At 39.0% G+C, this 8805-nt stretch carries 9 protein-coding genes; 2 read left to right on the top strand and 7 right to left on the bottom strand.

Going from position 1 to position 8805, the window contains the following annotated elements:
• The 5 genes from AC1DND_RS17165 to AC1DND_RS17145 all read right to left on the bottom strand — a co-directional run.
• Positions 1–590 (bottom strand): type III PLP-dependent enzyme domain-containing protein (locus AC1DND_RS17165; RefSeq protein ID WP_477583442.1); only part of this gene is annotated, 590 nt, incomplete at its 3' end.
• 333 nt (positions 591–923) lie between these two features.
• Positions 924–1502 (bottom strand): PhnA domain-containing protein, encoded by a 579-nt coding sequence (locus tag AC1DND_RS17160; protein WP_230141988.1) that lies wholly within the window; start codon positions 1500–1502, stop codon positions 924–926.
• Between the two features lie 397 nt (positions 1503–1899).
• Entirely contained in the window at positions 1900–2214 is a 315-nt protein-coding gene (locus AC1DND_RS17155; RefSeq protein ID WP_477583440.1) for a hypothetical protein, read from the bottom strand.
• A 20-nt stretch (positions 2215–2234) separates the two neighbouring features.
• A complete protein-coding gene (gene ctlX / locus AC1DND_RS17150) occupies positions 2235–3170 on the bottom strand; it encodes a citrulline utilization hydrolase CtlX (RefSeq protein WP_477583439.1) in 936 nt (311 codons plus the stop codon).
• Positions 3171–3243: 73 nt separating this feature from the next.
• The gene (locus AC1DND_RS17145) at positions 3244–4689 is read right to left on the bottom strand and encodes an arginine deiminase family protein (RefSeq protein WP_477583438.1); all 1446 of its coding nucleotides are present in this window, start codon (positions 4687–4689) and stop codon (positions 3244–3246) included.
• Between the two features lie 283 nt (positions 4690–4972).
• Between AC1DND_RS17145 and argS the strand changes: the two genes are divergently transcribed.
• Positions 4973–6583 (top strand): arginine--tRNA ligase, encoded by a 1611-nt coding sequence (gene argS / locus AC1DND_RS17140; RefSeq protein ID WP_477583436.1) that lies wholly within the window; start codon positions 4973–4975, stop codon positions 6581–6583.
• A 58-nt stretch (positions 6584–6641) separates the two neighbouring features.
• Positions 6642–7415, top strand: a complete 774-nt coding sequence (locus AC1DND_RS17135; protein ID WP_477583434.1) for a sulfite exporter TauE/SafE family protein — start codon at positions 6642–6644, stop codon at positions 7413–7415.
• 480 nt (positions 7416–7895) lie between these two features.
• On the opposite strand, the gene AC1DND_RS17130 is transcribed toward AC1DND_RS17135, so the two are convergent.
• Positions 7896–8039, bottom strand: a complete 144-nt coding sequence (locus tag AC1DND_RS17130; RefSeq protein WP_477583444.1) for an Lrp/AsnC ligand binding domain-containing protein — start codon at positions 8037–8039, stop codon at positions 7896–7898.
• Between the two features lie 72 nt (positions 8040–8111).
• A complete protein-coding gene (locus tag AC1DND_RS17125) occupies positions 8112–8759 on the bottom strand; it encodes a DUF1349 domain-containing protein (protein WP_477583433.1) in 648 nt (215 codons plus the stop codon).
• Positions 8760–8805 lie beyond the last annotated feature (46 nt).

Genomic DNA, 8805 nt, shown 5'->3' with positions numbered 1-8805 from the left:
CCTAAACGCGAAGTGTAGAACTGCGAATCCGGCTGCTCCTCAGCAGCGATACGGATACCTAAGTTACAAGGGGTATCAATATCAACCTCATCATCAAAAAGATTAAACTCTTCTTTGTTATCTAAAACAGGGATAATATTGGTATAACCATCATGCAACATATCAATGATATATTGTTTGTACTGGTAGGTTTTAAAGCCGTTACAGATAATGGTGGTATCTTTCGTTAACACGCCTTTTTTCTCCAGCGCATCAACCATCGGCATATCAAAAGCTGAAGAAGTTTCCAAGTGGATGTTGTTTTTTAAAGCTTCTTCTACAATATGCTTAAAATGCGAGCTTTTTGTACAGTAGCAATATTTATAATCGCCACGATAATTGTTCTTTAAAATAGCGGTTTGGAAAAGAATCTTCGCCTGCTGAATCTTCTTGCTCACCATTGGTAAGTACGTGAAACGTAGGGGAGTACCGTAAGTTTCGATCATTTCCATCAGGTTTAAATCCTGAAAATATAATTCATCATCTATAACATCGAAACCCTCTTGAGGGAAACCAACACTTAGATCAAGAAATTCTGAGTAACTCTGCATTTACTTTTAAATAATTTTTGCAAAAATGTAATTTTAAATCGAGAATTAAACGGTATTGAAAATATTTTTACTGTAAGGAAACGCTTAGCCAGATTACTATCTGGTCTTAGCGTCTCGCTAAGACTTTCCGATAAATTGTTTAAAAGACGAAATAAGATTAATGTTTAACTCATAATTTGAAAAGCAGGTTCCTGTTATTATAGGTTGGGGTTGGTCCTGCTCTCCACTTTACTCGTTGCACTCGTGTTCGTTCCGATCAGGTTTAGTTGGCAAGGAAAGTGCTTCTATTTAGGGTTTGAAAGCGAGTTGGCTAATCAATCATCAAATAACGTGTTATCCTTTGCGGAGGTATTTGGTTAAAATTACAATAGTTTGTCCTTCAACCTTGCCTTCAATTTGTTCGATATTATCATGAACTAATCGGATATTTTTAACTACAGTGCCCAATTTAGCGCTCAAGGTTGAGCCTTTAACATCTAAAGTTTTAACCAAAACCACAGTATCACCTTCAAATAAGCGCGTGCCATTGCTGTCCTGATGAAATTCTACTGTTCCATCTTGCTCGTGGTCGCCGGTTTTTTTAGCCCAATCCAAAGTTTCATCTTCAAGGTATAAAATATCCAGACTATCTGCTGCCCAGCCTTCATTTCTTAATCTGCTCAACATTCTCCAGGCAACAACCTGTACCGGGGCAAATTCCGACCACATGGTTTCCGTTAATATTTTCCAATGGTTTGGTGCAAGCTGTTCCGTTTTTTCAATCTGATCTAAGCAGGTTTTACAAACAAAAATACTGTTATCGCTATTGGCATTGCTGGTTGGCGGCACTTCGTATACCGATAAATTGGTTTCAGCGGTGCATAATTCGCATTTATTGCCCGAACGGGTCTGTAATTCTTGTGCTAAAGACATCTTGATAGTGGATTTTTGGCGAAAGTAATAAAACTAATCGGAATCTAGCGGATCGTCATTTCGAACCCAGTGTTCCAAAGGAACTCCTTTGGAGGAGAAATCTTTTAAATTTTGGTTTGATAGAAGAATGTATGAATGTTTGTTGATCATTTGGAAAGCAGGTTCCTGTTTTTATAGGTTTGGGTTAGTCCTGCTCTCCACTTTACTCGTTGCACTCGTGTCCGTTCCGATCAGGTTTATGTAGCTAGGGGTGTGCTGCTATTGAAGATTGAATAGCGAGGCATCTATCCGATGGGTTTTCCGTGTTTCTGTGGTAAAAAAAGTGGTTCGTGGAGACACGAACCACGGCAAGGATAGATAACCACATGGTTGGCGGCTTACCCGAACAATAGTTTTATCAACCTTTTATAATTCCTTTGTTTTGCTCCACATCCTTTTTAAACTTTTCTGTCCATTCTTTTAAGCTCAAAGCTGTTTCCTCTTTATCGTCATCATATACGATCCAGGCATCTGCATCTGTAGAAAGCTTAATCAATGTGGAAATATCAGCTTCGGTAATGTAGGACTGTCCATATTTCCTTTCACCATTTATTACTGCATTCCATAGGGCATATTCTAAATTCTGCATCCAACCAGCAGAATAACAATATTCTGAAATTTCACTCATTAATGTTGCTAAATGCAATTCTTTTTCTGTTAAATCTGATTCCATTAAAATAGATATGCAATCTGTTATTCTTTAACCGGCAAATGTATCTCAGCCAGCATGCATCTTGCACTACCGCCGCCATTTTTTTCGATCATGTAAAGCGGTGCATAAATGATTCTGCTGTATTGTTCTAATGCAGCAATCTGTTCAGCAGTTAAGGATAAAAAAGCCTGTTCCGACATCACCAATAAACTTTCGTCATCTGCATTGGTAACCTGTAACATATTGCCTGCAAATTTATTCATCTGCTCCAGACTGATTTCGATGATTTCTTTTCCACTACCTTTTAAACTGATGGTTACATTTAATTTCTCTTCAGGATCTCTAATCGAATCCAGGCAGATTACAACAAAACGATCGCCGATGCACATCATTACGTTGGTATGGTAAATCGGGAAATTCGATCCGTCTACCGCTTGAAAGGCCACTGGTTCATATCCGGTGAGCATGCAAAAGTTGTTCAGCACTTCTTCATCGGTGCGCACACTTAAGCAGGCATAAGCAATTTTGTTGGTACGGTCTAATACCATGCTCCCAGTGCCTTCTAAAAATGCATGTTGTTGTTCGTAAAAGCTTAAATCGCTGACGTGGTTAACTTCGAAATTTTCTTTCAAGCCATCCAGAATTTCTTTTCTGCGCTCTAACCGGCGATTTTCAGAAAACATCGGATAAAGATATACTGAGCCATCATCGTGAAAAGAGACCCAATTGTTCGGGAAAATAGAATCAGGTGTTTCGGGTTGCAAAGTATCGTCTACAACCGTTACATCAACATTGTTTTTTCTTAATAAATCAACAAAGGCATCAAACTCTTTTAAAGCTTCTGTTTGCACGTTGGTTTCGGTAGATGCAATTTGAAACTTGTTATTTCCGGCTGTTTGCTCATTGAACTTAAAATCAACAGGGCGGATCATTAAAATGTGATTGGTTGTCTGCATTTTCTTTTTCTTATGCGTCATCCTGTCTCGATTTTTCGGGATCAGGATCTTAATGAGTAGATCCTGAAATAAATTCAGGATGACGGGTCGTTAATTACAAATTGTCTCTTAAAATTGGTAAACTCATACAATGGAAACCACCACGTGCACGTGATAATTCTGCCGATGGCATTAAAATCAAAGTATCGGTTATGGTTTCTGCATTTACTTTACCATTTTCTAAATCCTGGATCAAATCTTTCACATCCACCACATTAAAACCGGCAGCTTTAAAGGCTTCAACGGTTTTATCGTTTCTATCGTAGCCTAAAACAACGCCTTCTTTAATTGCTAAAAGGTTACAAGAGTCAGTCCATTGCTCCCGCGAATCGTAAGGGAACTGATTATTTCCGCTGTAGATGATTTTGGTTGGTTCAGTGCTTTTTAAATCGTTCTGACTAATGTCATTTAATAAAGCTTCTACATGTTCGAAATGTTTCGGTTCTTGTGGATTCGCTTTTGTAAACTGAATAGCAGTGGTAGCCTCCAATTTTTCGGGTTCTTTTAAAAAGTTGATCGGCTCGTAAGGATTATATTTCGGCGAATGGGCAATCGAATTCAAAATTACCCAGGTATTGCGTTTAACCTGTGTAAAAACAGTGTCCAGGTGCATATAATCGCGTTTGCTTGGTATTTTTACAACCGTAACTTTCTCTACCACATCCTGATCGAACAATAGTTTAATCGCTTCGTTGGCACCATGTTCAGAGGTTCTTTCGCTACAACCGATCAATACGTGGTTTGGACTTACCATCATCACGTCTCCACCTTCTAAAGTGGTACTGAAAGCCGGTTCATCGCCGGGGCGTAAAAAGTGCATGGTCACATCCGGAATTTCGAGGATATTATTGCGGTAGCCCTCAAACAAAGGATGATTGAAGAAAATATAACGCATTAAAAGTGTTTCGCGCACACGGGCTTTTTTCGCCGGTTTGTTTAACAGGATATGGTTGTTAATCGTTGTACCCACATCCCTGGTGAAAATTAAATTGGGGATGGGTGCAAAAATCATCGTATCGTTGGCCAATGTTCCGGAGATAAAAATCTCTGCCAACTGCTTTGGATTGGTATCCGTTAATTCTAACTGAACCTTATAAGTACAACCTTCAATCGCACAAACAGCAGCAACCAGTTTTTTACGGATGGATTCGTTCTCCAGCATTTCGCTTAACAGGTTCTGAATCTCGATTACCGATTGAGAATTGTGAAAATCGGGGTGGTTGGGTTTGTAAAAATTACGGTTGGATGCTTCCGAATCTATTTCTGCCAGTTTTCCTTTAATCTTATCAGGATCAAGGAAATACATCAATAGTTTAATATAATAATCGTATTCGCCTTTACGGATGGTATCTAAATGTACAATATCTTCGAAAAGCCAATCTTGTGCCTTAGAGGGTACTACTTTGCCTAATCCACTATCAGGACTATGTATTAATAATTTACGCAATCTGCCGATTTCGGTGTTTACGCTCACTTTAAAATTGGGGTTCTGCTCGCTCATAAAAAAGTTAGTTATTGCAAATCTATTAGAAAAATTCAGATATGAGAATTGAGATGATAGATTTGAGATAGACCAATACGGAGATAGGTTTATTTATTGCACAGAACCAACTAAATAAACCTTATTGAAGCGGCAGCTCCCGATTTCTTCAATCGGGACTATAGCGAAAAGAAGGACTATCGGAACCGACTGGCACTACAGTGGCTTTCCAAGCCCTTTAAAAGCTCGAAAACCTTCTACCTTAAACCTTTCACCTTCCACCTTTTTTACATATTTTTGGCGCATGAATTTTATTATTGCCGAAACACAGAAAGCTATTTTTGAACTTTATAAGGAAGAAGTAGCCGAAAGTGTAATCAACATACAAGAAACACGTAAAGAATTTGAAGGACAGGCAACAATTGTTGTTTTTCCGATTACCAAAATTTCGAAGAAATCGCCTGAACAAACTGCCACTGAGATTGGTGAATATTTGGTTGCTAACGTAACCGATATTACTAAATTTAATGTGGTTAAAGGCTTTTTGAACTTAAGCATTGCCGAAAGTTATTTCTTAAAACAATTTAACGAAGAAATTTTATCGCCTGATTTTGGCGTGTATGCATCGAACGGTAAAAAGGTAATGGTAGAATATTCGTCTCCAAATACCAATAAACCGCTTCACCTGGGGCACGTGCGTAATAACCTTTTGGGTTACTCGGTTTCTGAGCTGCTTAAAGCTTACGGTTACGATGTGGTGAAGGTAAACCTGGTTAACGACCGTGGTATCCACATCTGTAAATCGATGCTTGCCTGGCAAAAGTGGGGTAATGGCGAAACACCGAAATGGGAGCAAGGGGATGAGGAAGTAGTTTCGCTTTGGAAAACCATGAACGAGTGGGTTTATGCTGGTTTTAATGTAACGTATAAAAACCTCGGAGTTGATTTTGATAAATTCTATTACGAAAGCAATACCTACCTGTTAGGAAAAGGTACGGTTGATGAAGGTTTGGCCAAAGGTGTTTTCTTTAAAAAGGAAGATGGTTCGGTTTGGATCGATTTAACTGCCGATGGTTTAGACCAGAAATTAGTTCTGCGTGCTGATGGGACTTCGGTTTACATCACACAAGATTTAGGTACTGCTGAGATGAAACACGACGATTTCAATATGGATGAGTCGATTTATGTGGTAGGAAATGAGCAGGATTACCATTTCAAAGTGTTGTTCCTGATTTTAGAAAAACTAGGCAAGAGCTGGGCAAAAGGTTTATACCATTTATCGTACGGAATGGTCGATCTGCCAAACGGCAAGATGAAAAGCCGTGAAGGAACGGTTGTTGATGCAGATGAGTTGATTGAGAGCATGGTAACCACCGCCCGCGAAAAAACAGAAGAATTGGGTAAAACCAACGATTTTAGTGAAGCAGATAAAGAAGAACTGTATAAAAATATAGGTTTAGGTGCTTTAAAATATTTCCTTTTAAAGGTTGAACCTAAGAAACGTTTGTTGTTCAATCCTGCTGAAAGTATCGATTTTCAAGGGAATACAGGTCCATTTATCCAATACACGCACGCGCGGATTAAATCGCTGTTGAGCAAGTCTGAGTATAAGTTTGGCGTTGGGAGTTTGGAGTTTGGCGGGATTAGTGACGTGGAATTAGAAATGATTCTGCAATTGGCAAAATACCCTGCAGAAATTGCTATTGCGGCTAGAGCTTATAGTCCGGCAAGTTTGGCCAACTATTTATACGAACTGGCTAAGCTATTCAACAAGTTTTACCATGAGGTACCGCCAATTGTAAAAACGGAAGAAGGTGAAGTAAAACAGTTCCGTTTAAACCTGAGTAAAAAAACGGCCGATATCATTCATGCCGGAATGCTTATTTTAGGTATTACTTCGCCAGAGCGGATGTAAATACTGTTGGCTGAAGCCAGCGGTAATGAATTCGGAAGAATTGATTTAAAAATTTATAGTGGTTAACGAACTGATTTTACTTTGTCTGGTAGCTTTTGCTGCCGGATTTATAGATGCTATTGTAGGTGGCGGTGGTTTATTACAAACCCCCGCCATTTTACTTATTTTGCCCCATTATCCTGTGGCTACGCTTTTAGGCACTACCAAAATCCCGTCAATGGCGGGTACAACGCTGGCTGCTTTCAAATATTCAAAACAGGTTAGTTTTAATTACAAAGTACTTGCGGCTTGTGCGATAACTGCGTTTTTAGCAGCATTGCTGGGCGCGTTTTTGGTAAGCAGGATAGATAATTCTGTCATCAAACCTATAATCCTCGTTGTGCTGATTTTAGTTGCACTTTACACCTACTTTAACAAACAATTTGGTATCCACCAGGAGAAAGACCATTCCCTTAAACAACAGGTTTTAATGGCTGCTTTATTTGGGATATTAATCGGTTTTTATGATGGTTTAATCGGGCCAGGCACAGGATCTTTTCTAATTTTGGTTTTCATTGCGGTATTGGGCTTCGATTTTATTGGCGCCAGTGCACATGCCAAAATTGTAAATATGGCGACTAATCTGGCAGCCATTGTCTATTTCAGTTCTACAGGGCATATCCTGTTTCAATACGCTATACCAATGGCGCTTTTTAACCTAACCGGTGCTTTCTTCGGTACAAAACTGGCCTTGCTTAAAGGAAATAAATTTGTCCGTGTATTTTTTCTGATCGTTGTTTTCGGAACAATTTTAAGATTTGCTTATGATATTTTGAAAGCGTATGTCATGTAAAGGGTAATGTAAAATAATATACTTTTCAGGAATACTTTCGTTTATCGCTAAGTAATTTAATTATCTAAACCCCAAAAATTACTTTCCGATACAATAAATACATATATCTGTGAATCAGTATTTTATGTTAAAAAAGTAACAATGCAAAAACTAAAATAACATCGGTGGTTATCTCGCCCGTGTGTTGATAACTTGCTGAATCTTAAACCATTTAGGACCTGATATTTGATGAGTGAATATTTGAGAAGGCGACTTTTTGCGTGCTGTCGCTAATCCTAATGTGCTTTCGCGGTAGCGTTGAAGGTACATGACTATAGTCGTTATATTTTGGTTTAGCTGGTTGTGGAGGTGTCGGCTGCAGCTTTTTACTTCCGGAAAGAACAGTTGATGCTTTTCTGGTACATCACGTTATTCAACTTGCTGTTGATGCCGGTAGCCAGGCTTTAAACCTTAACTAAATTGTTATTAGTACTCGTTGTTTTAGTGAAGCGGATAGTTCAAATTCCGCTTCACTTCATTTACCACAAAACTGCTATGGGATTTTAGAACGTTATCCAATTTCATCAGATCTTTGGTAATGAAACAAGTATATTCCTGCATGTTTCTGACTACGGTTTTAAGTATGGTAGCATTCTATTATCTGCAGAAATAACCCTGCCTTAAAAATTTACGAGCCCAGGACTGCTGTTATAGCTCTTATTGGTGATTTTTAAGCCAATCCAGTCGGCGCTGGTCGGGTAGGTGTTTGACCGAAAAGTTTTCAAATTTTGCCTCAAAGCCATCACCGTCAGGGGAGGCTGCCATTAATCCTACCAGAACCGGTGCGTTATCCTCCAATGGAGCATTGCGGGTCATGATATAGGTTTTATCGTCCAAAGAATAGAATATTTCGACTGCATCTAGCCTACGAACAACTTTTATCCAGATAAACGGAGGGGTTTTGTCTAAGGTTGTTACGCTCCAGTCGCTTTTATTGTGTGTAACCACTGTGCTTACGTTGAACTTGCCATCCACATATTCGACACCTGTCTTGATATAGTTTTTGTGATCTGTACGGATCATCAGTCCCATCTGGTCAAACCGGGCTTTATATGCACCGGTCAACTTGACCTTTGCCTCAAACTCCCCACCATACGTGCTGTAATAAAATGGTGCATCATCCACTGTGAAGCCATAATGCGAAATGCGCCAGTAATCACTTTTTGGTGTCACCTGCATAATTAGGCTTTTGTCTTTGATTTCCCAGTTATCAGGTTCGTTGAACCATTGCAGTTTTTCTAGGCGCTGTGCATATGTTTTACTAAAAATAAATAGGAGGCCAATTACGGTAAGGATTTTTTTCATTTTTTGCTTTTATTGTTGCCGGAACCCGATGTCCGTTGTTTAAGTC

Source organism: Pedobacter sp. 01N416 (assembly GCF_056399685.1).
Note: the sequence above shows the minus strand (reverse complement) of the source record. Positions and strands in the feature narration are given on the sequence as shown.